The sequence below is a fragment of the Burkholderia sp. KL41 genome (assembly GCF_057005415.2).
Genome location: NZ_CM174447.1, coordinates 3,103,630 through 3,130,154 on the forward strand (window position 1 = coordinate 3,103,630; position 26,525 = coordinate 3,130,154).

Below are 26,525 nucleotides of genomic sequence, written 5' to 3' on the forward strand. Positions count from 1 at the left end.
GTGAAGTGGAAAGTGAACATGCCGCGCGCGGGGCCGCGCCTTCGCTTTCAATCCGGCGCGCCCGGCTCACGCGGCGTCGCCCATTTGAAAGGTCTGATGTATCCCGGATTTGTCTGGTTTGTACGCGTTTGTAGCGACTGCGCGGCGAGCGGCACGGCCGCTCGCCCGCGCGACGTTCACAGCGCCTTGACGATCGCGCCGTCGACGCGAATGTTCTGCCCGGTGATGTAGCCCGCGCCGTCGGACAGCAGGAACGCGACCGTCTTCGCGATCTCGCCGGTCTTGCCGAAGCGGCCGGCCGGGATGCGTGCGACGATCTCCGGCGTTTCCGGCCAGCTGTCGATGAAGCCCGGCAGCACCGCGTTCATCCGGATGTGCTCGGCCGCGTAACGTTCCGCGTAAAGACGCGTCCACGCGCTCAGCGCCGCGCGCAGTGCCGACGAAACGGGCATCGGCTGCTCGGGCGCGTCCGCCGCGAAGCTCGAGATGTTGACCACCGCGCCGCCGCCCTGCTTCTGGAAGACCGGCGTCACACGGCGCATCACGCGCACCACGTTCAGCAGGATCAGGTCGAGCCCGGCGTGCCAGTTGTCGTCGGTGATCGCCAGCAGTTCGCCCTTCGGCGGATGCCCGGTGTTGTTCACGACCGCATCGATGCGGCCGTAGCGCGCGAGCGTTTCCTGCACGAGCCGGTCGATGTCGGCTTCTTCCGTCACCGAGCCCTGGATGCCGAACCCGCCCAGTTCCTCGCCGAGCGCCACCGCGCTGCCCGACGGCGACATCAGCGCAACGCGATAACCCGTCGCCGCCAGTTCGCGCGCGATCGCCGCGCCCATGCCCTTGCCCGCCGCCGTGATCAACGCCACTTTTTCTACAGTCACGATCTGCTCCTCATTCGAATCCTGCCGCCGCGCAACCGCCTTTCGGTGCGCCATGGTGGTAATGTAGGCGCATCGATACCGACTGTCGAACCAGTATTTCTGCCTCCAGCCGATAGTTTTTCTACATTCTGACGATGCCGCCTCGCCCCTCCCGCCTGCCGCCGCTGAATGCGCTCCGCGCGTTCGAAGTGTCCGCGCGACACCTCAATTTCCGCGCCGCCGCCGACGAGATCGGCGTCACGCAGGGCGCCGTCGCGCAGCAGGTGCGCCACCTCGAGGACGTGCTCGGCCTGAAGCTGTTCGAACGCCTGCCGCGCGGCCTCGCGCTGACGCACGACGGCGCCGCGTATTTCTCCGACGTGCAGCGCGCGCTGCACGCGATCGCCGACGCGACCGACAAGCTCGTGAAGCGGCGCGCCGCGCTGACCATCAGCACGACGCCGTCGTTCGCGTCGAAGTGGCTGATCCCGCGGCTCGCGCACTTCACCGACGCGCATCCCGACTACGACGTGCGCGTGATCGCCGACCCGCAGATCGCGACGTTCCGCCACGACGGCGTCGATCTCGCGATCCGTTACGGCAAGCCACCGTTCGGCAAGCATCTCGCCACGCATGCGCTGTTCCCGCTCGACGTGTGTGCCGTGTGCAGCCCCGCGCTGCTGGCCGCGCCGGCGTCGCCGCGCGCGCTTGCAAGCCACGTGCTGCTGCACGATGCGCACGACCTGTGGCCCGAGTTCCTCGCCGCGATGCCGGAGCCCGTCGACCTCGATCCGCACAAGGGGCTGCGCTTCAACCAGACGTCGCTCGCGATCGATGCGGCCGTCGCCGGCCAGGGCATCGCGCTCGCCACCGATCCGCTCGTCGAGCGCGACATCGCCGCCGGCCGGCTGTGCAAGCCGTTCGATTTCGCGTTTCCGCTGTCGATGGGGTTTTATCTCGTGTATCCGGCCGAGCGGCGCGATGACGACGCCATCGTCGTGATGCGCGAGTGGATGACCACGCAGGCGGCATCGGACGGGCGGCCGCCCGATTCACCCGACTCGCCGGGCAGCCGCGGCGCGGGAAGCAGCGCGTAGGCGCCGTGTGCGATCCCGGGCAGCCGGCGGCGAACCCCGCAACGGGCGATATGCGGCGAGGAGATGATCCGATGGGATGGGAAGAAAAATACGGCGGCATCTGGACGGGCGTGCTGATGCCCGGCGAGCAACCCGTTGCCGAAACGCACCTCGCCGATCGGCATCTGGTCACGCTGATTGCGCAACGGCCCGATGGCCTGTATCGGGCCGTCGTCCTGGGGCATCACCCCGATCCGCAGTGGCGTCTGCCGTTCTGGGGAGAACTCAGCGCGCCCGCGATCGTCGGGTCGATCGACGACGGGGAGCAGTACCTCGCCGCGGCATTGGCCCGTCACGTCGAAAGCGGCGCGTGAGCAGTCCGGCTCAGGGCGCGATCCACCGGCCTTCGTAGCCGCCTTCGCGCAGGTCGAACACCGCGCGGCGATGGCCGGCGCGCGCGAGTTCGAGCCAGTCGATGCGCGTCACGCTCACGTGAAGCAGGCAGAAGTTCTCGTAACCGTCGTCGTCGGGATTGGCGCGCGGGCTCGCCGACACATGCGCGGCTTCAGGCGACTCGACCGGCGTGCCCGGCGGCAACGGTGCGCGATACAGCAGCAACGTATGCGGGCGACTCGATTGCCAGATCGCGCGGCGTTGCGCTTCGTCGTCGCAGATCGATGCAACGCCCTCCACGCGAATCTGCACGAGCGCATCGAGATCGCTGGCGACGAGCGCGATGCGCGGATCGCGGCGCAGCTCCGCGACCTTCTCCGAACGCGCATCGGTATGAAACGACAGCACACGATCGGCACGGCTCGCCTGACGCAACACGATCGTGCGTACCTTCGGCGCGCCGTCGATACCGAGCGTCGCGGCCTGCAGCATTGTGAACGGCGAACGCTGCGCGCTCACGCCGGATTCGAGGCAGGACCAGAGGCGCTCGTATGTTTGCGCGAGCGATTCGGAGGTTGAGTCAGACATGGCGAAGCGGCGATCGTGCGTGTTGCGATCGCGCAAGCTTAACCGCTTGCGGCGGCGCCGGCACGCGTGCAGCGCGCCGGCCGTCGCCGTGCGGTTCAGTTGTAGCCGAGCACGACCGGCGCCGCGTCGCCGACGTCGTCCGCCGGCTGTGCGCCGAAGCGGCCGAGCACGTCGGCCACATACTGCGGCCCTGCGCTGATCTGCGACGAGCGGTGCGCCACGGGCCGGTTATCGCCCGCGCGCGGTGCTGCGCCCATCGATACGGTGTCGTTGACGGTGATATTCACGTTGCTGTCTCCTCACGCGGCGAGCGCCGCTCCATACGCGCGCACGAGGCGCGCGACGCCTTCCCGGATCGCATCGACGTCCGGCGCGGCGAACGACAGGCGCAGCGATGCCGCGTCGACGTTGTCCGCGAAGAACGCCTTGCCCGGCACGAACACGACCTTGTTCGCGATCGCCTGTTGCAGCAGCACGTCCGACGACACCGCGCCGATCCGCGCCCACACGAACATCCCGCCTTCGGGACGATGGAATTCGATCGCATCGCCGAGGCCGTCGCGCAATGCGTCGCACATCGCATCGCATTTGCGCTGGTAAGCGGCCGTGATGCGCGGCAGATGGCGTTCGAGCGCGCCGTCGGCCAGATATTCGGCGGCGGTCGCCTGCGTCCACGGCGTGCTGCACAGGTCGACCGTCTGCTTCGCGATCACGCAGCGGCGCGCGATCTCGGCCGGCGCGATCGTCCAGCCCACGCGCAGCCCCGGCGCGACGATCTTCGACAGGCTCGCGAAATGCACGATCCAGTCGCGTGCGCCATCCACTTCGTTGGCCAGCGCAAGCATCGACGGCCCGGCTTCGCCCGCGAAACGCAGGTCGCCGTACGGATCGTCCTCGACGATCAGGAAGCGGTATTGCACCGCGAGACGCAGCAGCTTCAGCCGCCGTTCGCGCGTGAGCGTCGCGCCCGTCGGGTTCGCGAAGGTCGGGACCGTGTAGAGCAGCTTCGGCTGCGCGATCGCGCCGGACGAAAGCTGTTCGCCGAGACGATCGACGTCGAGCCCCGCGCCGTCGACCGGAATCGTCACGATGCGCGCCTGCTGCAGACGCATCGCCTGCAGCGTCGCCGGATAGGCCGGCTGCTCGGTCAGCACGACGTCGCCGGGCGACACCATCACGCGCAGCAACAGGTCGAGCCCCTGCTGCGAACCGGTCGTGACGAGCAGCTCTGCCGCCGTGCACGCCACACCGCGACGCGCCATCAACGCGATCAGTTGCTGCTTCAGTTCGGCGAGGCCATCGGTCGGGCCGTATTGCAGGCAGCGCACCGGCTGCGCATACGCGCGCCCGGCGGCCGCGTTCAGGCCGTCGACGTCGAACAGGTCGCTGGCCGGATAACCGCCCGCGAAGGAAATCATGCCCGGTTCGGACAGGTACTTGAACAGTTCGCGGATCGGCGAGCCGGCGGGATTCTGGAATGAGGGAGTGAACGCGTACATGTCGTCGTGTGCTGGATGGCGCGGACGGCCGGGATAGCCGCCAGGTACCGGCCACCGCGGCGCTTCTGGCGCCACGGCGGCGAAATCGAGCCACGATTGTCGATAGTCATTAAGGCCGCGGCAAACGATATCTATGCACTAGGTCTTGCGGTTTGGTCATCAAATGGGGCGTGGCGCGGGAGCAGCAAATTGACGGTCGGCCGCGGACGCCGGCGTGCCGGCGCCGGGTGCCGGGCACGCGTTGCCGCCGGAAAGCCGATCCGCCCGATTGTTTCGCCGCACGCTCCCTTGCTCCCGCTCGCCGGAACCGGGCCGAATCAGTGCGCCGTGCCCACCGGCACGGCCGGCGGCGGCTTCGGCTTCCACGTCGAGAGCGTGCGCGTGAGGTCGTCCGACACATAGTGCGGACCATCGAACAGGTAAACCGGATAACCGCGATACGCCAGCAGTTGCTTGCCCAGCTCGTCGGCGCTGGCCGAACGGAATCCGCCCCGCTCGGCAGGCCTGAACGCCTCGGCGATGACCCGCACGCGCCGTTTGCCCAACTTTGCAACCAGTTCGTCGAGGTAAGCGCGCGCGACATACGGCTCGCGGGCATAGACACCGCAGCCGTCCTGGAAGAACACGCCGACGTCCGCGGGCAGCCACGCCGCGAGCCAGTCCGCGAGCGCCTTTCCGCCGATGTTGGTCTGGTCGTACACGCTCACCCAGAGCGGCCGCGGCAGCCGTTGCAGGACGGCGGCGAGCTTTGGCGCGTCCTGCCAGGTCGGATCGATCTCGACCGGAAAGTAGTAGCCGGTGACATGCAGCGGAACCGGTGCGCGCGCCACTTCCAGCGACTGGTCGGCGAGCGTCGACAGATGGGTGCGCGCCCGTTTTTCGTCCTGGTAGCCGGCCAGCCCCAGGATGACGTTCCTGGCCCACGGCTCACGACCGATGCGCTCCCAGTCGGGAAGATGCGCGGCAGGCTGGATCGAGGTGCTGGCGATGAACGCGGTATCGTCGACGACGGTCCATTGAATCAGCAGATCGTGAATGCCGAGCATCTGCCAGTTGCCGACCGGATTCGTCGTCGAGTTGTCCACCTGCCAGACGATGCCGTCCGCGTGCACGTCGTGCGCGGTCCAGCTGCAGGCGGCCACGACGAGCGAGGCGCCGATCGCCGCGAGCGTCGCCGCCCGGGGCGAACGCGGCGCGACAGGGAGCGGGCCCGGTCGAACTGCGAGCCGAAGCCGGCCCATACGCCGTTGAATCCTGCGCCAGGCCGGGATCGCGTATGGGGTCATCGCTGGCTCTCCGGAAGCATGCCTGCGCGTCATCGTAGCCGATCGAACGCAAACGTGCGACCCGCATTGCCGATGCGGGTCGCACGGGGCTGTCGCTCCGCCTGCGTCACTTGGCCGTCGTGCCGTCCACCCACTTGTAGCCGAGATTCGTAATGCCGGTAATCATGCTCTGGAAGTCCTGGAGCGCCGGCAATCCGAGATCCGGTTCAAGCCAGTACGGATGGAAGAAGAACGACGCGAAACCGTCGCGTACCGCCAGGCCGTACTGGGCATTGGTCACGATTTGCTGCCACGTGTACGTGATGCACGAGAACGGGTCGATATTGCAGATGTTGTACTGCACGCTGCCCAGGTTCTCCGGAACGATCCGCTGCCCGTAGTAATCGGCGTTGATGATGTACGGGAAAAACTGTCCGGCCGAAAAATCCTGGTTGGCGGCACCCGTTCCGAGTTGCGGCTTGGTCGACGTGTAGTACACGGCCCGCTGGAACGTGGTCGGGAACGTGAGGGCTGTCGCCGACGACGCGGCCGGCGACATCTGGTACTGCGGCGCGGCCCAGCCGACGATCTTGTAGCCGTTGAGCGTGAACTCGAGCAGGCCGTCGGCCATCCTGCCTTCCGCCCACGGGATGGAGTCCTCATCAACCGGCCGGTTCTGCACCGCGTACCAGAACTCGTAGTCGCTGCCGCTGACTGCATTCAGCAGGTTCGGCGTCGAATCGTACTGGTGCGTATAACCGTGCATCACGATCGAGCCGCCGCGCGCGAGCGCGTAGTTCAGTGCCCTCTTGAGGCCGGTTGCCTGCGCCAGATGGATCGTCTCCGGCACGCCGCCGTTGTAATAGCCGTTCGGGTCCGTATACAACGGGATGGTTGCCATCGTGAACGGAATGTGCTTCGAGTACATGTAATTCGTCAGCTGCTGCATCGAACTCGTCGTCGTATATGCGTCGAGGTCTTCCAGACGGACGAGCGCACGGTGATTCACCGGTGCATTGGTCTGCAGGATGTCGTGCAGGATGTCGCAGATCACCAGATAGCGATCCGTCGGGCCGATGTAGGAAAACGGCATGTCCGCGAAGTACCAGAAGTTGCCCGAGCGCATGATGTACGGCGCGGTTGCTCCGCTCTGGCTGTTCTTGATGGTGACGAGCGCCTGCGCCTTGGTGGAATCGACGACCTGGGTCAATCCGATGTCCGGATCCGCGCTGATGACGCCCGTCGACGCGTTATAGGCGTAGTACTTGACCATCGACAGGTTCTTGTACGTGACCGTATCGTAGAAGCCCGGATTCGGATTGCTCGCCGACGGCGTCGCGTTCATCCCCGCGAGGCCCAGGAAGCTGAACCCGAAGGTCTGATTGAACGTGAAGGCCGTGTTCCAGGCCAGTTGCCACAAGTTGTACTTGAACCAGACCACCGTCTTCTTGGTGGTCATCACGTCGCTCATGAACGCCGTCGGAATCGGGTTGTTGTAGTAGTCGCCGATATAGAACGTGACGTCGTGGCTCCCGACCATGCCGGACGTGTAGTTCTGGATCGGAACCAGATCGATCGTCGCATTGAAATGGCCAAGCAGGTTCCTCAGCATGATGCTGTACATCAGGCCGAGCTTCGAATATGGGTCGTTGGCCGGGTTGTCGTACAGCACGAGCGTATGGGCAGTGGTGGCCTGCGCGTGCGCGGTGCCCGGCAATGTCATTTGCGCGAGCCCCGCTAGCAGGGCGATGACGAGCAAGATCTTTTTCATGACCGTTTCTCCCTAGTCACGTTGCACATTGCCGTTGAGTTTCTTGACGGAATTCTTGCTGAACTTCGGGCGCCCCGTTTCCTTGTATGCCTTCTCCCAATCCTCGTCGGACATCCCTGCTTTCACGTTGACCTGGGCCGAGCCGTTCGGCAGCGGAGGCGGCTTGATGTTCATGACGGAAGCGTTGCTTGTCGCCTGCGCATTCGCATCCTGAACGCCGACGGCCACGGCGAACATGGTGATCAATGCGACGAGTGATCCGGCGATGCTCAACCCGTTTCGAAAAGATTCATTGCGATGCGAAGGCATGATTTTCATCCTTTGATATGCAAAATAAGTTCATCTCGCTCACGAGACGAGCATGGAGAATCACCCTCCGGAATCGGGGCGCCATGTCGTTAATTTTTGCTGCGCAATTGAAACCAGACAAATAAATCCGGGAGGAGATGGCTTTACTTTCAAGCTAGATCCGTACCATCGGTCGCAAATGGGCATGCGCCAAGGGGGTGAAATTGACGTATCGGCGCCGCTCAAAATTGCGTCGATAAAACGTTTCAGGCGTGCAACGCGGCGGTGTCATGAATTTAATCGGACAAACGCGCGAAACCTGTTCGTACGATTCAGGGAAAACCAGTCAATCACCGGGCTTCGCTGAGCACGACGCGAAAATTTCCGCGGGTGACATGCGTGTGCAATGACGACGGATGCACCGGTTTTCCGGTTCGACGCCGGTTCATCCGGCCGGTCACCGCCGGAATCGTGTGGCGATTTCCCGAAAGCGACAATCGGGGCCCGGCAGAGGGTCGGAAAACGATGTGTCATCCGGTCGATCGATGGCGTGTTTCAGCACTGAAACATTTGGCTCGGATTCGGCGGGCCGATCCTGTGCGGCACCCTGCGATGCCCTTGACGTCAAGGGTCGCGCAGCGATGGCGCACGACTTGCTACATGAGCTGTGTGCTGCGGAGTCGGTGCGCGGGGGCACTGCGCAAGCGTCGGGTGGAGAGCGGCTGCAGGCGATCAGGAATGCAGGGACGGAGGCAGGCAGGCAAGCGGGAAACGGGCTGTCAAAAAGTCATCCACTGAACACGTTGCATCGTTCGCGATGCAACGTGACCACATCGGGAAAGCTCGCGTGCTGCCGGCTTTTTCGAGCGGCGGGAATTCGCGCTGCGCAAGCCACGGAGTGGACGTGACGGGGCCGGCGAGGACAGGGAACTTTCGTCTTTCGTCGATACGAGGGGAAATAATCAAATAAAAGATAAAATCGCGGAAAAAATGATGGATAACATGATTTGGAGTGCGTACTTATACGCACTTAACCTTGTCGCCATTGTGACCGCAATTGTCATCCTGGTGAGCACACTGGATGACCTCACGCTGGATGCCTGTTACTGGTCGTTTGAAATCCGGCGCATCCTGCGCCGTGAAAAATCGCAAACGATCGATATCGGCATGCTGCGCGCGCTGGAAGAACGGCATCTGGCGCTGATGGTTCCGGCCTGGAAGGAATACGACGTGATCGCCAAGATGATCGAAAACACCTTGGCGACCCTCGAGTACGAGCGCTACGTGATATTCGTCGGCACCTATCACAACGATGCCGAAACCACGGCCGAGGTCGAACGGATGGTCCGCCGGTACCCGGGCAGGGTCACGCGCGCGACCGTCATGAACGACGGGCCGACCTGCAAGGCGGACTGCCTGAACTGGATCGTCGAAGCGATCCTGCGCTACGAAGGGGTCCACCGGATTCAATTCGCGGGCGTCGTCATGCACGACTGCGAGGACGTCATTCATCCGGTCGAACTCAAGTACCTCAACCACGCGGTCACGGATAGCGACCTGGTCCAGCTTCCCGTGCTGTCCTTGCCGCGAAAATGGAACGAATTCGTCGCCGGATGCTACCTCGACGACTTCAGCGAAACGCACCAGAAGGACGTGCCGGTTCGGGCTCGCCTGACCGGCGTCGTCCCGGGCGCGGGCGTTGCATCGTGCTACAGCAGGCGCTCGATCGAAGCGGCGATGAAGGAACGCAACGGCGCACCGTTCAACACCAGTTCGCTGACCGAGGATTACGACTTCAGCTTCCGGTTGAGAGACCTGGGGATGAAGGAAACCTTTGCATGCATTCCATTGACGGGCATCACGCGCGATGCAGCGGAAAGACGCGCAACGGGCAGCGTCGCCAATCGAAACCTGCTGGCCACGCGCGAGTATTTTCCGAAGACATTTCGTACCGCGTACCGTCAGCGCACGCGCTGGATCCTCGGCATCGCCTTTCAGGGCTGGGAGCAACTCGGCTGGAAAGGCAATCTTCTCACCCGATACATGTTCTTCCACGATCGCAAGGGCATCGTGACCTCGCTGTTTTCGGTCATTGCCTATGGCGTGCTGGTCAACTTCCTGTTGCTCGGCGCACTTCAGCGATCCCTCCATGTCATCCCCGTCGGCGCCCCGCTCTTCATGGCGAGCCAATGGGTCGCGCCGCTGCTGTGGATCAACACCGCCATGCTGTTCGCGCGGGCCGGGCAGCGCTTCCATTTCGTCAGCAAGCTGAACGGCCCGACCCAGGGGCTGCTGTCGATCCCGCGGATGTTCGTCAACAACCTGATCAATTTCTATGCGGTTTGCCGCGCGTGGCGCATCTATATCGGCCACCTGGTGACCGGCAAGCCCATCGCCTGGGACAAGACCAGCCATACCTACCTGTCGAACGAAGCGCTCGGGAAAGCGCGCATGAAAGTCGGCGAGATCCTGGTCGGCTGGGGCGTGGTCACGCTGGAGCAATTGCAGGCGAGCCTCGAGAAGCAGCTGACCTGCGGCAAACGGCTCGGTGAACTGCTGGTCGAAGGCTGCGCGATATCCGCCGAATCGCTCGCGGATGCGATCGCCGAGCAGGCCGAACTGCCCCGGGTGAGCCTCGGCAACGTCGCGGTGGGCCACTTCGCGGATTCGCTGGCATTCGAGCTGCAGTACGCGTACCACGCCGTGCCGTTTTCGACCGCGGAAGACGGCACGTTGAACGTTGCGGTCGGGCGACCGCTCACGCCGGACGAACAGGACGTCGTGCGGCGCGGAGCCCGATCGAATGTGGCCTACTTCATCGCCTGCGATGCGGAGATTGCCGCCGAACTCTCCCGGCACTCGCGCTTCGTCGAACTCGCCCGCGTACGCGACGGCGACCCGGCGGCGCAGCAAGGCGCCCTCGTGACGAAACCGTCGGGAGAACAGGCATGAAGCATTCGAAACCCCCGATCGCGGCCGGCCTCAAGCGCTGCGCACGGTTGAGCGCACTGGCGATCGCCGTGTCGCTGGCGTGGCACGCGCCGGCCTCCGCCGCGCAGCCGCTGACGCCCAAAGCCTACCGGCTCGCCGACAGCGCCTACAAGGCGATCAATGCCGGCGACCTGCCGCTCGCGGAAGTGTATGCGTCGCGCGCCATCAGGATTCAGCCCGGTAGCGAACAGCTCGGGCTGCTGCTCGTCGACGTATACAGGCGGGAAGGAAAGGTCGACGAAGCGGACGCCCTGGTGGAATCGCTGATGGTTCGTTTTCCGAAGAGTGCGGCGGTGCGCGCGCAGCATGGCTACCTGGCGCAGCGGCAGATGCGCTACGACGTCGCCTGCAGCGATTTCTCGGCCGCCGTCGCAACCGGGAAATGGAGCAAGGAGCAGCAGCGCAACCTGCGTCTCGCCTGGTCGGACAGCGCGCTCGCGGCGAATCGTCCGCATGAAGCCGGCATTGCGCTGGCCCCGCTCGCCGATGAAAAATCGGCCGTGGTGCAGTTGCGCATCGCGCAGTTGAGCCTGCAGGCGGGCGACCGCGATACCGCGATCCGGATGGCGGACCTCGCGGCCGGCGATGCGACGACCGAAGGCGAGCGCAACATGGCCGCGTCGATCGCGGCGCAGGCGCGGCAGGCAGACCAGCCCGACCAGGCGCCGGTGGACAATACCGCGCAACAGAAGTTGCAGGAAGCTTATGACCTGCTGCGCGACCACAAGGATCGCGAGGCACTCGACGCATTCCAGGAGGGATTCGCCGGCGGCGCCGGCAACGCGATGAACTACGCGGACGCGGGTTATGCCGCCAAGCGGATCGGGTTGAACGACGAGTCCATCGACCTGTTCGAGCACAGCCTCGACGCCGACGAGAACGAACACAAATTCGATGCGCAGCACAAGTTCGGCTATCGACGGGAAGTCGAGCAGCTTCAGCGCACCTGGGGGTTCGTGCTGAGCGCGCCGTACCAGTCGGCCGCGTTCGGCCCGCAAGGCACGATCAGCGTGTTGCAGCCGGGTATCGAAGCGTATTGGCAGCCGCCGAAGATCGGCTACCAGAACGGCCGCATCTTCCAGTTCTTCGTGCGTGGATACGGCACGGCCTACGACGGGACGGGCAACGTGACCGGCATGCCGACCGTGCAGGGTTCGGTGGGCGCGCGCTACAAGCCGCTGCCCGACCAGAACGTCGTGCTGACCGCCGAGCGGCTGTTCCACGTCGGCAGCCTGTCGATGACGGACTGGCTGATGCGCGTGGGTTATTCGTCGGAGGCCGGGACCGACCTGAGGGTGACCGAACCGAGCTGGCGCAGCTGGCAGGCGTATGTCGAAGGCGCGTACTTCATCAGCGCGGGTCGATACATCATTTATTCGGAGTTGCGTTACGGGCACACCTGGCGTTTGCCGATGATCAGCGATCGGCTGACCATCTACCCGCACGCCGCGGTGGCCGGCGATCACGACAATCGACAGCCGGAAAAGACGGCGATCGGCGCCGGGCCCGGCATCCAGTTGCGGTACTGGTTTCGCGAAGGGCGGTACAGCGCGCCGGCAAGCTATCTGGATGTCACGGTGCAATACCGGTTCGGATTGACGTCAGCGGCACGCGCACGTGGTCTCGTGGTACGCGCGACATTGTGGTTCTAACCAACGACGCTGACGCTTGCTCCTGGATGGCGCTTTTCGCTTAGTTGGGCGCCTTGAGCGTGATGATCGTCTGACGCAACAGCTGGAAGTACGAGCTCGTCGAATACGGGAGCATTTGCTCGGCGTAGTTCCACCAGAAGAATCCGCCGATGAAACGCGGATCGGCCATGCTGTTGACCATCGGGTAGTAGGTCTTGATCAGGTTCTGCTGCACCGATGCGGGCGCGGAGGTATCCGAGGTGCCGATTTCGCCGAAGCCGACCTTCGCGTTCGGGAAGATGCTTTCCAGCGCCGCGAAATCGTTCTTCCACGTCGGGTTCAGCCCCGGGCAATCCTGATACGGGTAGTAGCTGAACAGCGCGTAGTCGGCCTGCTGGCGGACCGTCGACGACAGGAACGCGGTCGGCCACGTCTTCCAGTAATCCTGCGGCTTCTCCCAGCAGTTGTTGCCCTTGCTGTCGTCGTTGTAGTACAGCGTGATGGCCGTCTTGCCGCCGTTCGACTTGACGATCTGGTTGGCCGCCGCAACCATCTGGCCGATCTGCTGCTCTTGCGAGTTGACGACGGAATTCGTGCCGCTCGGGTTGTTACGCAGCCATTCGCCGTTGATTTCGTTCGCGATCTCCCAGACGTCGACGGTGTTCTTCAGCTGCGACACCAGTTCCTGCGTTCTTGCCTTGTACGTGGCGAGATCCGTCGGGAAATAGTAGGAATCGTAGACTTCGCCCATCACGTATGCGACTGCGTGCAGGCGCAGCAGAGGCGCGTAGTAGTCGGCGGCCGACGTACCCGGATCGAACACGACACGCACGGTGGGCTTGTACGGCAGGTTCTGCAGCGACGCGACGATGGCGTCCAGTTTGGTCAGGTCGTCGAGGGTCACACCGTAGACGGGATTCTTCAGAGGTTCGACCTGGGCTTCGGCGGGCCGGGATAAAGGCATGAGCCCGGCATAAGCGACGCATGCGGCGATGGCCGTGCGCGAGAGATTTTTCGTCAGTCCTTTCAAAACGCTTTCCGTTATAAAGTAAGAGGAAGCGCGATTTTAGACGAAAATAAAAGCTAATTATCGGATGATACGCGAAGTAGCGGGCCCCAAAACTTCGTTAGGATTGGTATCGAATACGAGGGCTCCGAGGTGTCGCGACGGGCGATTGTTACGAAATACTGATTAAATGCGCGGCCGCATCGGCGCGGGGTGCGGAGACGCGGCAGAGGCATCCAAGGGTAAAGCCGATGTCTGGGTGGTTGCTTGCAAACGATTGCGGACATCCCAAGCCGGTAGCAACGGATTTCGACTGACAAGCGCGGCGGCACGAAAGGAGCCGCTCACCACGGCCGCGCCTCGAGGTTGAAATGGCCCGAAGAAATCAGGCCGGCCAGAACGTCCGTCGCCAAAGTCAGATCAGGTGGGTAAGTCGAAACCCTGATCTCTCAGACATCGTCAGATCAGGCCTGAGATTGCTTCGCCGTCACGTCATCACGGGCCGTGATCGCCCCGAAGCCGACGCACTCTGGCGCATTCGCTGATGCCGAGAGCGAATGCTCAATTGAATATTCCGATTAGACCGTGTCCCGAAGGGTTTCGGCGAATGGCCCGGACTTCACGCGTCCGCCGAGCGTTTGGCCGTGAACCGATCGCCGATCGAGGAGCCGACCGGGCCATTGGCGCCCGGCAGGCTTCGCAGACGCGGGCGCCATCAGGCTCCCCAACGCTTGAAGACGAGGCTGGCGTTCACGCCGCCGAAGCCGAAACCGTTGGCCATCGCGTGAACGATCGGCATGTGCCGCGGCGCATCGCGCACGATGTCCAGGCCCTCGGCGAGTGCGTCCGGCTGTTCGAGGTTCAGCGTCATCGGGACGACCTGATCGCGCAAGGCCAGGGCGGTGAAGATCGCCGCTACGCCACCGGCCGCGCCCAGCAAGTGGCCCGTCGCCGACTTGGTGGAGGTGATGGCGAGCGGGACGTCGACGCCGAACAGGTCGCGCACCGCGGCCAATTCGCCCAGGTCGCCGACCGGCGTCGAGGTCGCGTGAGCGTTGAGATGCTGCAGGTCGGACGCGGTCAGGCCGGCCTGCGTCAGCGCCGTCTGCATCGAGCGTCGCGCGCCGCTGCCGTCTTCGGGGCCGGAGGTAATGTGAAACGCATCGGCGCTGGTGCCATACCCGATGAGTTCGACCAGGGGCGCGGCGCCGCGCGCAAGCGCGTGCTCGAGCGATTCGATCACCAGCATGCCGGCGCCTTCGCCCATCACGAAACCGTCGCGAGTCCGGTCGAAGGGCCGCGATGCGCGGGTGGGTGTGTCATTGAAGCCGGTGGACAAGGTCTTCGCTGCGGCGAAGGCGCCCAGGCTGACGCGATCGATTGCGGCCTCGGCGCCACCGCACACCGCGATGTCGGCCTCGCCGCAGCGGATCAGCCGTGCCGCGTCGCCGATGGCCTGGATGCTCGCGGCGCAAGCCGTCACCGGGGCACCCATCGGCCCCTTCAGGCCGTGCCTGATCGACACGTGGCCCGCGGCAAGGTTGACGAGGAACGAGGGGATCGTGAATGGCGACAGACGCTTCGGTCCGCGCATCTCGGTCGTCCGCACCGCGCCCGCAATCGCCGGAAATCCACCGATACCCGACGCGATGACCGTGGCTGTGCGCCGCTGGGACGCTTCGTCGGCCGGCGCCCATTGCGCCTGCGCGAGTGCCTCTTGCGCGGCGGCGAGCGCGAAGGCGATGAAGCGGTCAATCTTGCGCTGGTCCTTGGTCGACACGAAGCGGTCGATGTCGAAGCCGCCGCACGCATCCTCGTGCACATCGGGCACCACACCGCCCACGCGGGCCGCGATGTCCGCCGTCATCACATCCGGCAGCAGGCGCAAGCCTGACTGGCCGGCCAGCAGCCGCTGCCACACCAGCTCGACTCCGCAACCCAGCGGCGAGACCATTCCCATGCCGGTGACGACGATTCGGCGGTTCGCAGTGGGCGTGATGTGCATGGATTCTGTCCTGGTCGATCTATTGATGATGATCGACATCATACAGTATTGAGTATGATTGTCATCAACACGCAATGCCATGCGCACGAAAGGATCTTCATGAAAGTCTCGAAAACGCAGGTGGCCGAAAACCGCCTGGCCATCCTGCAGGCCGCGGCCCGGCTGTACCGCGAGCGCGGTTTCACCGGCGTGGGGGTGGCCGACATCACACGCGAGGCCGGGCTCACCCACGGCGGGCTGTACCGGCACTTCGAATCGAAGGACGCGCTGGCGGCCGAGGCCGCGGAATACGCGTTCGAGTGGAAACTCTCCGAGCTGGAGACACCGGATGCCGATGCGAACACCGACGCCGACGGGTTCCTTCGAACCGGAGTCGCGAATTACTTGTCGCCGCAGCATCGCGACAGCATCGGCCAAGGCTGCCCGGTGGCCGCGCTCGCGGCAGACGCGGCACGCGAAACGGGTGCGATCGCGGACGCTTTCGCCCAAGGCATCGGGCGCTACATGACGCTATTCGCGCAGCGGAGGCCCGATGGCACCGAGGCTGCGCAGATCGAACCCGAGGACCGGGTTCGCGCAATTTCGATGCTGTCGACAATGGTGGGCGGGTTGATCCTCGCCCGAGCCACCGCGCGGGGATTGCCCGCGCTATCGGACGAGATTCTCGCGACCTTGCGCGATCATCTTGCGGCCACATGGGGCCTCGATGAAGTCAACGTCGACGGGCGCGACTAGAAATCAATCGCCGAAGGGGCGAATCCCCCCCGAACCACACCCCGTCCGGTGAACCCGCCCCCTTCCGGTTTCCGCTCAAACAGACGCGTTCCGGTTCGCCTCGATCACCGTCAACGCCGTCATGTTGACGATCCGCCGCACCGTCGCACTGGACGTCAGAATATTCACCGGCGCGTTGACGCCCAGCAGGAACGGCCCCACCGCCACATTGCTGCCCGCCTCCGTCTTGAGCAGGTTGTAAGCGATATTCCCCGCATCCACGTTCGGGCACACGAGCAGGTTTGCCGCCCCCTTCAGCGGCGACATCGGCAGCAGCCTCGACCGCAAGCCTTCGTCGAGCGCACAGTCGCCATGCATCTCGCCGTCCGCCTCGATATCGGGCGCCTGCTCCCGGATGATCTCCAGCGCCCGGCGCATCTTCACGCCCGACGCCGCACTCCCCGACCCGAAGTTCGACCGCGACAGCAACGCCGCCTTCGGCGTGAGGTTCAGCCATTCCATCTGACGAGCCGCGGCAATCGTGAATTCCGCGATCTGCCCGGCATCGGGATTGTCGTTGACGTGCGTGTCCACCAGCGCGACCGTCCGCTGGTCGAGCAACAGGATGTTCATCGCCGCATACGTGGACGCACCCGGCTTCCTGCCGATCACCTCGTCGACGAACCGCAGGTGGTTGTGATATTCGCCAACCGTGCCGCAAATCATCCCGTCCGCATCGCCGAGCCGCACCATCATCGCGCCGATCAGCGTCAGGCGGCGCCGCATCTCGACCCGCGCCATTTCCTTCGAGATGCCGTCCCGGCAGCGCAGCTCCCAATACGTCGTCCAGTACTGCGGGAACCGCTCGTCGTACTCGGGGTTCGTCACCTCGACATCCTGGCCGAGCCGGATCCGCAAGCCGAACCGCTCGATGCGCGCCAGCAGCACTTCCGGGCGCCCGACCAGGATCGGACGCGCCAGCTTCTCGTCGACGATCACCTGCACCGCGCGGAGCACGCGCTCGTCCTCGCCTTCGGTGAAGACGATCCGTGCCTTGCCGCCGTCACGCACCAGCCGGCGCGCCGTCGCGAACAGCGGCTTCATGAACGCGCCGGAGTGGTAGACGAATTGCTGCAGCTGCTCGACATACGCGTCGAGATCCGTCAGCGGGCGCTTCGCCACGCCGCCTTCCATCGCCGCCTTCGCCACGGCCGGCGCGATACGGACGATCAGGCGCGGGTCGAACGGCTTCGGAATCAGGTATTGCGCGCCGAACGCCACGTCGTATGCGCCATAAGCCGCCGCGACGACTTCGTTCTGCTCCTCCTCGGCCAGCCCCGCGATCGCGTGCACCGCGGCGATCTCCATTTCGCGGGTGATCGTCGTCGCGCCCACGTCCAGCGCGCCGCGGAAGATGTACGGGAAGCAGAGGACGTTGTTGACCTGGTTCGGGTAGTCCGAGCGGCCCGTCGCGATGACGACGTCGTCGCGCGTCGCATGCGCCAGTTCCGGGAAGATTTCCGGCGTGGGATTGGCCAGCGCGAGAATCAGCGGGCGCGGCGCCATCTCCTTCAGCATCTCGGCACTCAGGATGCCGCCTACCGACAGGCCCAGGAATACGTCCGCGCCGCCGATGACGTCGGCCAGCTTGCGCGCATCGGTTTCCTGCGCAAAGCGCGACTTGGCCGGGTCCATCAGCGCGGTGCGCCCGCGATAGACGACGCCTTCGATATCGGTCACCCAGACGTTCTCGACCGGCAGCCCGAGGTCGACCAGCAGGTCCAGGCAGGCCAGCGCGGCGGCCCCTGCGCCCGACGTCACGACCTTCACTTCCGAAATCGACTTCCCGACGACCTTCAGCCCGTTGATGAACGCGGCGGACACGGTGATGGCGGTGCCGTGCTGATCGTCATGGAAGACCGGGATCTTCATGCGTTCGCGCAGCTTCTGCTCGACCGTGAAGCATTCGGGCGCCTTGATGTCCTCGAGGTTGATGCCGCCGAAGGTGGGCTCGAGGCCCGCGATGATGTCGACCAGCTTGTCCGGATCGGTTTCGTTGATCTCGATGTCGAAGACGTCGATCCCCGCGAACTTCTTGAAGAGCACGGCCTTGCCTTCCATGACCGGCTTGGACGCGAGCGGGCCGATGTTGCCGAGACCCAGCACGGCCGTGCCGTTCGTGATCACGCCGACCAGGTTGCCGCGGCTGGTGAAGCGGTGCGCCTGCAGCGGATCGGCGGCGATGGCCTCGCACACGCCCGCCACGCCGGGCGTGTACGCCAGCGCGAGATCGCGCTGCGTCACGAGCGGCTTGCTGGCGACGACCGAGATCTTTCCCGGGGTCGGAAATTCGTGATAGTCGAACGCTGCCTGCTGCTGTGTCTCAGTCTGTTTCATGTTTTTCGATCCGGGCACGGGCGCCAGGCCAGTCCCGGCGCGATCCATGAAGGTGATTCTAGGGATCCGCCATAAGGTGATGATTCTGTTTTAATATCGCTCCATCACTTTTTCATGATGAATACGTGACCAGTCAATGACTTTTGACGCGAACGACGTGGTCAGGCGGCTGGGCGCGCGCCTGAAGATGCGGCACCTGGTGCTGTTGCTGCAGATCCAGCAGCACGGGTCGCTGACGCGTGTCGCGGAGCACATGGCCAGCAGCCAGCCGGCCGTGACGAACGCGCTGTCCGAGCTGGAGAGCATGTTCGGCACGCCGCTCTTCGAGCGCTCGTCGCGCGGCATGCGGCCTACCGCGCTCGGCGCGGTCGTGCTCGAGCGGGCGAAGGCGATGATCAAGGATCTCGACCACCTCGCCCGCGAAATGGAGGCCGTCGTCGCCGGGCATGCGGCCCACCTGCACATCGGCGTGATTCCGTTCATTTCCGGGCAGATGCTGTCGGCGGCGCTCAAGCGGCTGCAGGCGCGCATGGAACGGCGCCTGACCGTGACGATTCACGAAGGCACCAGCGATCAGCTCCTGCTGCAGCTCAAGGATCACAGCGTCGACATCGTGATCGGGCGGGCGTCGTCGGCGATCGACCTGGGGCAGGTTTCCTTCGAAGTGCTGTACCAGCAGCAGCCGCGCATGATCGCGAGCCGGCGTCTTGCCGCGAAACTGGCCCGCACCGCGCTGGACTGGCACAAGCTGCACGCGCTCGACTGGATTCTCGGCGCCCCGCATACGCCGATGCGGGAACAGGTCACCGACCTGTTCCTGTCGGCCGGCATCCCGCCGCCCGTTCCGATCGTCGAAAGCTACTCGTCCAAGCTGATCGGCGAGATGATCGCGTCGAGCGACGAGGCCGTATCGATCGTGCCCGCCGACATCGCGGAAGAACTGGTGCGGATCGCCGGCGTGGCGATCGTGCCGTACTCGCTGGTCTGGACGCTCCCGCCCATCGCGCTCTTTACCCGCGCCGCCGATTCGCGCTCGCCGGCGCGGGATCTCCTGGTCGACGCGTTGCGCGAGGTATGCAGGGAGACTTACGGGGAAGCACAGCGATGAGGTTGCGGGCGGCCGCCTGAACGGCGGTTCGCCCCCGCCGGCAACACACGCGCGTGGCGGCGGAGGCTCGCTGCACCGGCAGCGCGCTACTTGCTGGCGGCGAGGTGACGCAGAATGTCCGCACGCTCGGCGCTCAACACATGATCCGAGCCCTCGCCGCGGTCATAACGCTTCGCGGTGCGGTAGGAAAACCGCTTCCTGTACTGCCCGAGGGCGGGATCGAACGTCCACGCGTCGACGACGAAAAAGTGCTTGCCGAAATGATCCTCGTCGTCGGCCCACGCGAAGTCCGCCCGAACGAACACCGGATAGGGCGACACGTCCGGCAGCTTCCACATCGCGCGATCGGCCGTCTCCGTCTGGGTGACTTCCGGCATCAGGTTCTCGATCTTGCCGTTCGCGCCATAACGCAATATCGCCACGCGCTCCAGCATCCCGCTGCCCCCGCCCGAGAACATCCCCGAGAAGAACACCCACGAGCCGCCCGACGCAATCGGCAGCCGCTCGGACCGCGGCATCAGTCCGAACTGGTAAAGCGCCTTCGACGAATGGGGAACCGGCTCGGGCGGCATCTCGAAGCACGGCGCACGATCGGGGAGCACGCAGAGTTTCACGCCGGACAGCGGGAGCCCGTCCGAATCCTGCCGGCCCTCCGCCTGGGTGAAACGCGGGAATGCCGGTTCGCCGGGGGCGGCCTGCGCACCCGCGATGCCGGCGACGGAAATGCCCAGGATCACCCCGAGCGACTTGACGACCCTGCGCATGCACCTGCCCTCTCTCTCATGTTTTGATAGCCGCGAATTGTCGATGATCCGGCCGCTTCTGTCGAACGGGCGGTTGCGGCCGGCGCTGCGCTTCGCGCCGGTTCGTCAGACCGTCGCCGGAACCGGACGCCCCGGCGACGCGCCGATGTGCAGCCTGTCGGCGCGATTCGCGAGATAGCGCCGGTTCAACTCGTCCGGCGCCCATGTGTTGCTGCGGCTGAAGCCCGGCGCGGCGAGGCTCGCGGCCTCGTCGAGATACATCGTCACGCCGAGCCAGCTGAACAGCGCCGGTTTCATTCGCTGCGCCGCTTGCGGAGAACAACCTCCAGCATCTCGGCCGGCGAAAGCTCCCGCCCGTCGTATCCGGCGCCGAAGTAGGCCTCGGGCCAGAAGATCAGGTCCGAAACGCGGTCATCGCCGGTGTTGACCGACAGACATCGCACCCAGTAATCGACAAGCGCCTCGTCGCCTCGACATGCCCATACGGCATCCAGCAATTCCAGCAGCTCCGGCTCCGACAGGTCGGTCGGCACGGTATGCCAGTCGATTGCCAGTCGCTTCGCAAATCCGTCGGCACTCGTCGAGCCAAACGCGCCGGGCACGTCGATTGGATCGACATCCTCACCAAGCAATCGGGAAATCTGCTGCAACTCCGCTACGTATCCGCGTCCGTTCTCGTGCAGTTGAAACACGGCTCTTGTCAGCGGCAGCAGGTGTCGAAGCTTGTCGTGGTCGACGGGGTCGCGCAGTTCGGCTCGCATGCGTGTTCTCGGGGTAAAGCGGTTGGTTGAGCTATCCAGATGGATTTGCCGGGGTTCCAGTTGAACGCTAAGCAGCGGGTTTCTCGTACAGCGACCAGACGATCCCGTCCGATTTCAACCCCACGCGAATGAAGCCAAGCGACTCGTAATAAGCGCAGAGCGTCACGTTTTCGACGGCGCAATCGAGCCGGACATAACGCCGGTTCAAGCTGCTCACCTTGCGAGCGCACCAGTCGAGCATGAAACCGCCGAGCCCGAGCCCGTTGAAGCCTCGCCGCACACAAAGCCCGTGCACGTAACCGGCGATCGGCGCCTGCGGCCCCCAGTGCCGGTCTTCGCCGAAGCCGAGCGAGAACGTTCCGGCCAACGCGCCGTCCAGCTCGACGACATACACGTCCTTTTCAGAAACGTTGCGCCGTACCCACTGCTCGGAAAATCCGTCGCCTTCCTTGCCCCACGCATGGTCGCCGTACGTGAGCTTCTTCGCGTGTGCATCGTTCCGGATCCGGGTCAGCGCCGGTACGTCGTCTGCCGTTGCCCTGCGGATGTTTTTCGAGGTCATCGTCCGTTTTTCCGTGGCGTCTTCACGTCGCGGCTCGACAGCCGTCATCCCGCCAAGCCGTATTTTCGACAGCGGGCACTCGCCCGGTCAGCCGAAGGCACGACGCTCTCATGAAGCTGCCGCCTGGAACCAGCGCGTACACGGGCCCGTGTAAATGAGCACGGTTGCGATCGCATTGGCGAGAAAGCCCACTTCGATCAGGCTCAGCCTGAAAGGGAGCCCCATCACGAGAAGGGCCATCGTCGTGACGACCGTGAGCCCCAGTTCCAGCACACGCGCCAGCTTTTGTCGCTGGCAGAGGCCCACGATCAGGCTCGCGTTCAGCAAAAGCCAGAAGGCCTGGATGATCCCGATCATCGCAGCGCCTTTGCGCATGAGCACGGCTTTCGCCGCGGGGACTTCGCCAGCCTGGTCGAAACCCAGCATCGTGAGCCAGATGGCGAATCCGGCCTCGATGAGCCAGACGATCGTGAAGAGCGCGATAGCGTGACGGATCTGCAGCGGTGCGTCGGCGCGAAACGCCGGCATGGCCTTCAACTTGCTGATTGGCATCGTCTCTTTCAGGAAGCTTGCGCTCCCCGCCCCGGATTGTGTTCGTATCGTATTTGCCGCTTGTCGATTTCACGACGCAGCGAGTTTCGGCCGAGTGTAGTTCATCCGCAATCGCCACAGACGCGTACGCGCACGCACGCCGAACACGCGTCTAGTGCGAGGCATTCAAGCCCTGCCGGAGAGCCTCGTAGATCCCCGCGCCGGCATCAACGATGAACAGGAGTGCAATGGCGACGCACACAACGCGCCCGATACCGCGCAGACGCGCCACGCCGACATACAACCCGACAGCGCCGACGCAAAGCGTCACGGGCCAGTAGATGGCCCCCATGAGAATCACGATGACGGGAAAAGGCAGGTCAATGGCGATGTCACTCATTCCGGAAAGCTCCGTTGCTCGCATGAAGCAAGCGTTCGCTCATCGATTCGACGGCATCGGTCGACCGGTCCATCCGCACATGACATTGCAAGCCGCCTCGCGGCCCCATGCCGCCCGACAGGGCATCACCCCTGCGCCTGATGACACACCACCTCGATATTGTGCCCATCCGGCCCGATGACAAACGCCGCGTAGTAGTTCGCGTGATAATGCGGCCGCAGCCCCGGCGCGCCATTGTCCTTCCCGCCCGCCTCCAGCGCCGCGCGATAGAACGCATCGACCTGCTGCCGGTCGTCGGCCACGAACGCGATGTGAAGATGCGCCGGCTTCTCCGACGTCTGGAACAGGCACAACGATGGTTTGCCAGGCGGGGACATCTCGATGCCGTACGACGGATCGCCCTCACCCACCACCACCACGCCAAGCGGTTCAAGTGCGCTGAGGAAAAACGTCTTGCTGGCTGCAAAGTCGCTCACGCCGAATTTGACATGGTCAAACATGACTCCCCCTTCGGATGGATGGGTCTGCCGGCACCCGGATCGGATGTGCAAATCACCGCGATGTTGCCACATGCAGCGATCGGTGGCACACCTGCCCGACCTCGAACAAAAAAGCCCGACACGGTCGGGCCAACGAGCGGGATACAAGGAGAATCCCGCTCACCCCTCATCGAGCGGTCACACCGCGCTGCCTGACGTCGTCATGATCCGGGCAAGAGCCGACGATCGCACACGACGTTACGACCGATTGTCGATCGTCAGGCTTCCATGAAAGGGTTCGGAAAGAATGGCTATTGCGAAACGGGGGTGCCGGATGACGCATTCGCCGGCAAGGTCGGGAGCGGAACAGCCGGTGGCGCCCGCCCGAAAAAATTGGCCCGCACCTGAAAACCTGAAAGCGCGGGCCAAGCCGAGAACACACAACACCTTGGGGGGGGGTATCAAGGCGAGACCAGTCTAGCCCGAGTCGCCGGAAAGAAAATTTCAGGCCGGATTACAGCTATTACTCCATATAACGAAGCATCGGCCGCCGCCGTGTGCGGGCCAAGAGGCGACACATCGTCCGCGAGCGCGTGCGGCATCGCGGCGTGCCGTTCGCCGGCGTTGCTTCGGGCGGGCGACGGATGTAGTCGTGCCTCGGAATGCCTTGCCGCCTTCCCCGCAAACGCGGGCACCATCGAAGCTGGCGGTATCGCCATTCGTGCAAGCCGTGGACACCGCACACACGCGCTGCAACCGGTCAGGTCAGCGCGCGCCGGACAGATGCAGCGTGAACCACTCCACCGCCGCCCGGCTCGTTTCGTCGAAATGCTCGATATACGGCGTGAAATGCCCGCCCTTGATCTGCAGCAGGCGCTTCGGCTCCAGCGCGTTTTCCCACGCCTTGAGGCACAGGTCGGTCGGCGTCAGCAGATCGTCGTTGGCCACGATCATCAGCAACGGGGTTGGCGAGATGCGATCGACATACTGGCCCGGTTCGTTCTCGCGCGACATCTCGGCACTGCGCAGCGTCACTTCGTTTTTCCAGTTCGGCGCACACCGCGCCGCCGACTCGGTGAAGAACCGGTACGCATCCGCGCCCGCCATCGCGCAGGCTGTCGCGGGGTCCGCACTGACTGCCGGCAACATCGCCGGCACGCCGCCCGCGAATCGCTGCCGGCGATCTTCATCGAAGCGAGCCAGCGCCGCGGGCACCAGATCGGAGCGCGTGCGGCGCAACGCCGACTGATATCCGCTGATCGTCGGCACCTGCGAAACCACGCATTTGACGCGCCGGTCGATGGCCGCGACTTCGAGCACGTGGCCGCCGCTGTAGCTGGTGCCCCAGATGCCGATGCGTGCGGCATCGACGTCCAGGCGCGTCAGCAGATAGCTGATCGCATCGCGATAGCCGCGCTTCTGCTGCACGGGGTCGATCTCCTGACGCGGGTACCCGTCGCTCGCGCCGAAATTCCGGTGATCGTAGAGCAGCACGCCAAAGCCGCCGGCGGCAAACACCTCGGCGTAGCGGTCCAGATATTGTTCCTTCACGCCGGAGAAGCCGTGCGCCATCACGATGGCCGGATACGCTTCCGTGCCGGCGATGCGCCGCGCCGGTTCGTAGTACCAGCCTCGCAGCGTGGCGGCTTCGGACAGGAATTCGATGTCGTGTCGCGTCATGTCGGCTTACCTCGTTCGGTCAGTGGATTCGATGACCGACACGATAAGCGTGCGCACCGCACTCCGCGTTTGCCGGAAAGACGTTTGCTACGCGGAATCGGACAGTTTTGCGTACGCGCTGGGCGTCATGCCGGCAAACCGGCGAAACACGGTCGAGAAGGCGCTCGTGGTTTCGTATCCGAGTTCGGCCGCGACGGCGATCACGGAGCGCCCCGAGGCCAGCAGCGGGCGCGCGGCCGAAATCCTGGCCTGCTGGCGCCACTGGCTGAACGACAGCCCGGTTTCGGCGGTGAACAGCCGGGCCAGTGTCCGGCTCGACGCACCGACTTCGTCGGCCCATTCGGTCAGCGTTCGCTGATCGGCCGGATTCGCGAGCATCGCGTCGCAGACCCGGGCAAGACGCCGGTCCTGGCCGGACGGCAGCCGCAACGGTTGCTCGGGAGACCACTCGATTTCGGCGAGCATGAGCTGGATGACGAGCGCGTCGCGTCCGTCGGGATCGACCTCGACCGGGAACGACGATGCACGCACGATCAACTCGCGCAGCAGCGGCGAAACGTTGACCAGGCCCGGCTGATCCGGGTACGCGGATCGGCAGGCTCGCGGGTCGACGTAGGCGGTGCGCATTTCGAGTTGCCCGTGTGCGCGCATCGCGTGCGGCAGGTCGGGTGGAATCCAGAGAGCGCGATGCGGCGGGATCATCCACAGCGACTGGCAGGCGATGACTTCGGCAATGCCCGTCGTGGTGTAGACGAGTTGCGCGCGCGTGTGCCGATGCTCCGCGACGACGAAGCCGTCGGGAAATGCTTTCGGCATGACGGCCGCGATGGCCGGTGCATGCTGGTAGTCGCGCGGATCGGTACTCTTCGTGACGGGTGCGATGCCGGCCCGCTTCGGATCCGCCGCCTCGCCGTGCCCGATCGCTTTACCGTGGCCGCGCCTTTCGACCTTCATCGCTCGTCCTTTCATGTGTGCGCAATCGCCGATGCGTGCGATCCGGCGAACCGGACGGATGATACGGGAATGTCGGAATGAAGCAGTGAATCGGCAACCCGATCTCACCGCTGTACCGCAAACTCGACAAGCAGCGCCGGACTTCCGATGTCGCCGGTTTCAGCAGCATGCCGCGCGAACTTGGAAGTTCGATTCCGTGCTGCTATCGTTGTGCACGCAATTAATTTTCCGGAGCAGCCGATCCATGCCCTTGATCTTGCGCCGAGCCGTGGCGGCTGACGCCGCGGCGGTGGCTGACGTGTATCTGCGGTCGCGCAGCACGCTCGCATCCTACGCGCCGCTCGCGCACTCCGAAGCCGCCGTCCGCGACTGGATCGCCAACGTACTCGTACCGTCGGGCAACGTGACCGTTGCGATGAACGACGATCGCATGGTCGGCATGGCCGCACACGTCATCACCGACGGTGCGGCATGGCTCGACCAGTTGTACGTGTGCCCCGAATTCAAACGACAAGGGATCGGTTCCTCCCTCCTGGAATCGGTGAAGTCGCAGACGGTTGGCAAGCTCCAGCTCCATACGTTCCAGATGAATCGCGATGCTGCCGCGTTTTATGAGCGGCATGGGTTCGTCGCCATTGCATATAACGACGGAAGCAGGAACGAGGAAGGTTGTCCCGATGTGTTGTATTGCCTGACGCGGTAGCTTCCGTCCGCATGCTCCACGTCGCCGGTCCGTCAATTGCCGGCTGGCTTTCCCGGCGTTTGCGTCGCATGAAGCGGCGCCCCGGCCATCGGCTCATGC

General features: G+C 64.5%; 25 protein-coding genes and 1 pseudogene. 7 read left to right on the forward strand and 19 right to left on the reverse strand.

Going from position 1 to position 26,525, the window contains the following annotated elements:
- Nucleotides 1-176 precede the first annotated feature (176 nt).
- Nucleotides 177-881, reverse strand: a complete 705-nt coding sequence (locus PQB87_RS31270; protein ID WP_027790713.1) for an SDR family oxidoreductase — start codon at nt 879-881, stop codon at nt 177-179.
- A 134-nt stretch (nt 882-1,015) separates the two neighbouring features.
- Here PQB87_RS31270 and gcvA point away from each other — a divergent pair, with 134 nt between their 5' ends.
- Complete coding sequence (gcvA, locus tag PQB87_RS31275; RefSeq protein ID WP_175830040.1) at nt 1,016-1,957, forward strand: transcriptional regulator GcvA; 942 nt, start codon at nt 1,016-1,018, stop codon at nt 1,955-1,957.
- A 71-nt stretch (nt 1,958-2,028) separates the two neighbouring features.
- Nucleotides 2,029-2,310: a hypothetical protein gene (locus PQB87_RS31280; RefSeq protein ID WP_060064811.1), complete on the forward strand. Its 282-nt coding sequence runs from the start codon at nt 2,029-2,031 to the stop codon at nt 2,308-2,310.
- A gap of 10 nt (nt 2,311-2,320) precedes the next feature.
- On the opposite strand, the gene PQB87_RS31285 is transcribed toward PQB87_RS31280, so the two are convergent.
- From PQB87_RS31285 to PQB87_RS31310, 6 genes are all read right to left on the reverse strand, one after another.
- Complete coding sequence (locus tag PQB87_RS31285) at nt 2,321-2,917, reverse strand: pyridoxamine 5'-phosphate oxidase family protein (protein WP_059687700.1); 597 nt, start codon at nt 2,915-2,917, stop codon at nt 2,321-2,323.
- A gap of 95 nt (nt 2,918-3,012) precedes the next feature.
- A complete protein-coding gene (locus PQB87_RS31290; protein ID WP_111938988.1) occupies nt 3,013-3,204 on the reverse strand; it encodes a hypothetical protein in 192 nt (63 codons plus the stop codon).
- A gap of 12 nt (nt 3,205-3,216) precedes the next feature.
- Complete coding sequence (locus tag PQB87_RS31295) at nt 3,217-4,416, reverse strand: aminotransferase-like domain-containing protein (protein ID WP_489243232.1); 1,200 nt, start codon at nt 4,414-4,416, stop codon at nt 3,217-3,219.
- 317 nt (nt 4,417-4,733) lie between these two features.
- Nucleotides 4,734-5,702 carry an alpha-amylase family protein gene (locus PQB87_RS31300; protein WP_489243233.1) on the reverse strand — a complete coding sequence of 323 codons (969 nt, stop codon included), beginning with the start codon at nt 5,700-5,702 and terminating at the stop codon, nt 4,734-4,736.
- Between the two features lie 106 nt (nt 5,703-5,808).
- Nucleotides 5,809-7,452 (reverse strand): DUF2334 domain-containing protein, encoded by a 1,644-nt coding sequence (locus tag PQB87_RS31305; protein ID WP_111938985.1) that lies wholly within the window; start codon nt 7,450-7,452, stop codon nt 5,809-5,811.
- A gap of 12 nt (nt 7,453-7,464) precedes the next feature.
- The gene (locus PQB87_RS31310; protein WP_081064808.1) at nt 7,465-7,770 is read right to left on the reverse strand and encodes a hypothetical protein; all 306 of its coding nucleotides are present in this window, start codon (nt 7,768-7,770) and stop codon (nt 7,465-7,467) included.
- A gap of 960 nt (nt 7,771-8,730) precedes the next feature.
- On the opposite strand from PQB87_RS31310, the gene PQB87_RS31315 reads away from it, so the two are divergent.
- Together PQB87_RS31315 and PQB87_RS31320 are read left to right on the forward strand one after the other, a co-directional pair.
- Nucleotides 8,731-10,692, forward strand: coding sequence for a glycosyl transferase family protein (locus PQB87_RS31315; protein WP_502291556.1), 1,962 nt, complete (start codon nt 8,731-8,733; stop codon nt 10,690-10,692).
- Entirely contained in the window at nt 10,689-12,383 is a 1,695-nt protein-coding gene (locus tag PQB87_RS31320) for an NfrA family protein (RefSeq protein ID WP_059687551.1), read from the forward strand. The genes PQB87_RS31315 and PQB87_RS31320 overlap by 4 nt, the downstream gene beginning before the upstream one ends.
- 40 nt (nt 12,384-12,423) lie before the next feature.
- Here PQB87_RS31320 and PQB87_RS31325 read toward each other — a convergent pair whose 3' ends face one another.
- Together PQB87_RS31325 and fabF are read right to left on the reverse strand one after the other, a co-directional pair.
- Nucleotides 12,424-13,326, reverse strand: coding sequence for a hypothetical protein (locus PQB87_RS31325; RefSeq protein ID WP_226127073.1), 903 nt, complete (start codon nt 13,324-13,326; stop codon nt 12,424-12,426).
- A gap of 757 nt (nt 13,327-14,083) precedes the next feature.
- On the reverse strand, nt 14,084-15,373 hold the full coding sequence (gene fabF / locus PQB87_RS31330; protein ID WP_489244314.1) for a beta-ketoacyl-ACP synthase II: 1,290 nt from the start codon (nt 15,371-15,373) through the stop codon (nt 14,084-14,086).
- Nucleotides 15,374-15,472: 99 nt separating this feature from the next.
- Between fabF and PQB87_RS31335 the strand changes: the two genes are divergently transcribed.
- Nucleotides 15,473-16,108: a TetR/AcrR family transcriptional regulator gene (locus PQB87_RS31335; RefSeq protein WP_027790700.1), complete on the forward strand. Its 636-nt coding sequence runs from the start codon at nt 15,473-15,475 to the stop codon at nt 16,106-16,108.
- Nucleotides 16,109-16,183: 75 nt separating this feature from the next.
- Here PQB87_RS31335 and PQB87_RS31340 read toward each other — a convergent pair whose 3' ends face one another.
- Nucleotides 16,184-18,484 (reverse strand): NADP-dependent malic enzyme, encoded by a 2,301-nt coding sequence (locus PQB87_RS31340; protein ID WP_060048448.1) that lies wholly within the window; start codon nt 18,482-18,484, stop codon nt 16,184-16,186.
- A gap of 136 nt (nt 18,485-18,620) precedes the next feature.
- Here PQB87_RS31340 and PQB87_RS31345 point away from each other — a divergent pair, with 136 nt between their 5' ends.
- Nucleotides 18,621-19,592 carry a LysR substrate-binding domain-containing protein gene (locus PQB87_RS31345; RefSeq protein ID WP_489243235.1) on the forward strand — a complete coding sequence of 324 codons (972 nt, stop codon included), beginning with the start codon at nt 18,621-18,623 and terminating at the stop codon, nt 19,590-19,592.
- Nucleotides 19,593-19,678: 86 nt separating this feature from the next.
- On the opposite strand, the gene PQB87_RS31350 is transcribed toward PQB87_RS31345, so the two are convergent.
- The 9 genes and pseudogenes from PQB87_RS31350 to PQB87_RS31390 form a co-directional block, all read right to left on the reverse strand.
- Complete coding sequence (locus PQB87_RS31350; protein ID WP_489243236.1) at nt 19,679-20,356, reverse strand: hypothetical protein; 678 nt, start codon at nt 20,354-20,356, stop codon at nt 19,679-19,681.
- Between the two features lie 105 nt (nt 20,357-20,461).
- Nucleotides 20,462-20,647: pseudogene (locus tag PQB87_RS31355) on the reverse strand (hypothetical protein); the annotation flags it as partial.
- 2 nt (nt 20,648-20,649) lie between these two features.
- Nucleotides 20,650-21,117, reverse strand: coding sequence for a hypothetical protein (locus PQB87_RS31360; protein WP_489243237.1), 468 nt, complete (start codon nt 21,115-21,117; stop codon nt 20,650-20,652).
- A gap of 67 nt (nt 21,118-21,184) precedes the next feature.
- Nucleotides 21,185-21,679, reverse strand: a complete 495-nt coding sequence (locus PQB87_RS31365; RefSeq protein ID WP_060064780.1) for a GNAT family N-acetyltransferase — start codon at nt 21,677-21,679, stop codon at nt 21,185-21,187.
- Nucleotides 21,680-21,787: 108 nt separating this feature from the next.
- On the reverse strand, nt 21,788-22,231 hold the full coding sequence (locus PQB87_RS31370; RefSeq protein ID WP_489243238.1) for a hypothetical protein: 444 nt from the start codon (nt 22,229-22,231) through the stop codon (nt 21,788-21,790).
- 151 nt (nt 22,232-22,382) lie between these two features.
- Nucleotides 22,383-22,610 (reverse strand): hypothetical protein, encoded by a 228-nt coding sequence (locus PQB87_RS31375; protein WP_059687696.1) that lies wholly within the window; start codon nt 22,608-22,610, stop codon nt 22,383-22,385.
- Nucleotides 22,611-22,735: 125 nt separating this feature from the next.
- Nucleotides 22,736-23,110 carry a VOC family protein gene (locus PQB87_RS31380; RefSeq protein WP_027790692.1) on the reverse strand — a complete coding sequence of 125 codons (375 nt, stop codon included), beginning with the start codon at nt 23,108-23,110 and terminating at the stop codon, nt 22,736-22,738.
- A gap of 744 nt (nt 23,111-23,854) precedes the next feature.
- The gene (locus PQB87_RS31385; protein WP_489243239.1) at nt 23,855-24,769 is read right to left on the reverse strand and encodes an alpha/beta hydrolase; all 915 of its coding nucleotides are present in this window, start codon (nt 24,767-24,769) and stop codon (nt 23,855-23,857) included.
- Between the two features lie 87 nt (nt 24,770-24,856).
- Nucleotides 24,857-25,723: an AraC family transcriptional regulator gene (locus PQB87_RS31390; protein WP_081064806.1), complete on the reverse strand. Its 867-nt coding sequence runs from the start codon at nt 25,721-25,723 to the stop codon at nt 24,857-24,859.
- Nucleotides 25,724-25,967: 244 nt separating this feature from the next.
- Between PQB87_RS31390 and PQB87_RS31395 the strand changes: the two genes are divergently transcribed.
- Complete coding sequence (locus tag PQB87_RS31395; RefSeq protein WP_153490071.1) at nt 25,968-26,426, forward strand: GNAT family N-acetyltransferase; 459 nt, start codon at nt 25,968-25,970, stop codon at nt 26,424-26,426.
- Nucleotides 26,427-26,525: the final 99 nt, after the last annotated feature.